This is a genomic window from Paraburkholderia sp. RL17-368-BIF-A (genome assembly GCF_046054045.1).
Lineage (GTDB): Bacteria > Pseudomonadota > Gammaproteobacteria > Burkholderiales > Burkholderiaceae > Paraburkholderia > Paraburkholderia graminis.
Genome location: NZ_JARESN010000038.1, coordinates 1 through 2,627 on the forward strand (window position 1 = coordinate 1; position 2,627 = coordinate 2,627).

The window sequence follows — 2,627 nt, forward strand, 5'->3', positions numbered from 1 at the left end:
TCGTACGTCTGCATGCGCGGCGCTGCGTCCCTGTCCGGATCGTAGCGGTAGATTTCAAATGTACGCTTGGCCATTTGTGGATTCCTTTGATCTTAGAAGGTCCGCGCCTTGGGCGGCACCGATTCAACCGTCAGCGGCTGCATGTGCACCGGCTTGTAGTCGAGGCGGTCGCCCTCGCTGAACCACAACGTATGGCGCAGCCAGTTTTCGTCGTCGCGATGCTCGAAGTCGTTCTGCGCATGCGCGCCGCGGCTTTCCTTGCGTGCTTCGGCCGAGACCATCGTCGCGCGCGCGACTTCGATCAGGTTCGCCACTTCCAGCGCCTCGACGCGCGCGGTGTTGAACACCTTCGACTTGTCCTTCAGGTGGATATTGTCCACACGCGCCGCCACTTCGCGGATCGCCTCGACGCCTTCGGACAGCAGCGCCGACGTGCGGAACACGCCCGCGTGCTTCTGCATCGTGCCGCGGATGTCGTTCGCCACCGACTGCGCGTACTCGCCCGACGACGAGCTTTCGAGCTTCGCCAGACGCGACAGCGCGAAGTCAGCAGCGTCCGCCGGCAGCGGCTTGTGGTCCTTGATTTCCTTCACATGCTTGACGATGTGATTGCCCGCCGCGCGGCCAAACACCACCAGGTCGAGCAGCGAGTTCGTGCCCAGGCGGTTCGCGCCGTGCACCGACACGCACGAGCATTCGCCGACCGCGTAGAAGCCGTTCACCGGCTCCTCGTGACCGCGCGCCGTGCCGACCACCTGACCGTGGATGTTCGTCGGAATGCCGCCCATCTGGTAGTGAATGGTCGGCACAACGGGGATCGGTTCCTTGATGCAGTCGACGTTGGCGAACTTCAGCGCGATTTCGCGGATCGACGGCAGACGCTTCATGATCGTCTCCGCGCCGATGTGCGACAGGTCCAGCAGCACGTGGTCCTTGTTCGGACCGACGCCGCGGCCTTCCTTGATTTCCTGGTCCATCGAGCGCGAAACGAAGTCGCGCGGCGCGAGATCCTTCAGCGTCGGCGCGTAACGCTCCATGAAGCGCTCGCCGTCCGAGTTACGCAGAATGCCGCCTTCGCCGCGCACGCCTTCGGTGATCAGCACGCCCGCGCCCGCCACGCCCGTCGGGTGGAACTGCCAGAACTCCATGTCCTGCAGCGCGATGCCCGAGCGCGCGGCCATGCCGAGGCCGTCGCCGGTATTGATGAACGCGTTCGTCGATGCCGCGAAGATGCGGCCCGCGCCGCCCGTGGCGAACAGCGTCGTCTTGCCTTCGAGGATATAGACGTCGCCCGTTTCCATTTCGAGCGCGGTCACGCCGAGCACGTCGCCGTCGGCGTCGCGGATCAGATCGAGCGCCATCCATTCGACGAAGAACTGCGTCTTCGCCGCAACGTTCTGCTGATACAGCGTATGCAGCAGCGCGTGGCCGGTGCGGTCAGCCGCGGCGCACGCGCGCTGCACGGGCTTCTCGCCGTAGTTCGCCGTGTGGCCGCCGAACGGGCGCTGGTAGATCGTGCCGTCCGCGTTACGGTCGAACGGCATGCCGAAGTGTTCGAGTTCGTAGACGGCGTTCGGTGCTTCGCGGCACATGAACTCGATCGCGTCCTGGTCGCCGAGCCAGTCGGAGCCCTTGATCGTGTCGTAGAAGTGGTAGTGCCAGTTGTCCTCGCTCATGTTGCCGAGCGACGCGCCGATGCCGCCTTGCGCGGCGACCGTATGCGAGCGCGTGGGGAACACTTTCGAGAGCACACACACCGACAGACCCGCGCGCGCCAGTTGCAGCGACGCGCGCATTCCCGAGCCGCCCGCGCCGACGATAACCACGTCGAACTTGCGACGCGGCAGGGCATTCTTGATTGCAGCCATGCTTTTACACTCTCCAGAGAATCTGCGCGGCGTAGCCCGCACACGCGAGCAGCCAGACGATCGTCAGCGCCTGCAGCAGCAGACGCACGCCCACGGGCTTCACATAGTCCATCCAGATGTCGCGGATGCCGACCCACGCGTGATAGAAGAGCGAGAGCAGCGTGACGAAGGTGGCGAGCTTCATCCATTGCGTCGCGAAGATCGACGCCCAGCCCTCGTAGGAGAAGTCGCGCGCGCCGAAGAACCACGCGAGCAGGATCACCGTGTAAAGCGCCATCACGCAGGCGGTGATGCGCTGCGCGAGCCAGTCGCGCAGACCGTAGTGGGCGCCGACGACCAGACGCTTCGAGCCGATTCGGTTATTGGCTGCCATGTTTAGAATGCTCCGAAGAGTTTGAGCGCGAACACGATGGTCAGCAGCGACGACACCACGAACACCACGATCGAGGTCTGCTTGCCTTTCTCTTTGGTGACGGCTTCATGGTTGGTGTCCATCAGCAGGTGGCGAACGCCGGCGCAGAAATGGAACAGGTAGGCCCACGCGAGCACCAGCGTGATGAGCTTGACGATGAGGTTGGAGAGAAAGCCCTTGAAGACCTCGAAGCTCAGCTCGGAAGTCAGGCTCTGGTCGAAGAGGTACAGCAGGAACGGCAACGCGACGAACAGCAGGCCGCCGCTCAGCCGATGCAGAATCGACACGCGCCCCGCAAGAGGCAGGCGATACGCCGTCAATATCTGCCCGATACCGATGTTCCGGAA

General features: G+C 63.8%; 3 protein-coding genes and 1 pseudogene. All 4 read right to left on the reverse strand.

Annotated features, from left to right (window positions below; translation table 11 throughout):
• A pseudogene (gene sdhB / locus P0D87_RS31495) lies at positions 1-74 on the reverse strand (succinate dehydrogenase iron-sulfur subunit); the annotation flags it as partial.
• Positions 75-92: 18 nt separating this feature from the next.
• Positions 93-1,868, reverse strand: a complete 1,776-nt coding sequence (sdhA, locus tag P0D87_RS31500; protein WP_053859657.1) for a succinate dehydrogenase flavoprotein subunit — start codon at positions 1,866-1,868, stop codon at positions 93-95.
• 4 nt (positions 1,869-1,872) lie between these two features.
• Positions 1,873-2,241, reverse strand: coding sequence for a succinate dehydrogenase, hydrophobic membrane anchor protein (sdhD, locus tag P0D87_RS31505; protein WP_006047558.1), 369 nt, complete (start codon positions 2,239-2,241; stop codon positions 1,873-1,875).
• A 2-nt stretch (positions 2,242-2,243) separates the two neighbouring features.
• The coding region (gene sdhC, locus P0D87_RS31510) for a succinate dehydrogenase, cytochrome b556 subunit (RefSeq protein ID WP_408637119.1) at positions 2,244-2,627 on the reverse strand (384 nt) is incomplete at its 5' end.

Excerpts from the sequence above, each read along its gene's own strand:
- sdhA (WP_053859657.1), bottom strand. The coding sequence starts at position 1,868 with ATGGCTGCAATCAAGAATGCCCTGCCGCGTCGCAAGTTCGACGTGGTT.
- sdhD (WP_006047558.1), bottom strand. The coding sequence starts at position 2,241 with ATGGCAGCCAATAACCGAATCGGCTCGAAGCGTCTGGTCGTCGGCGCC.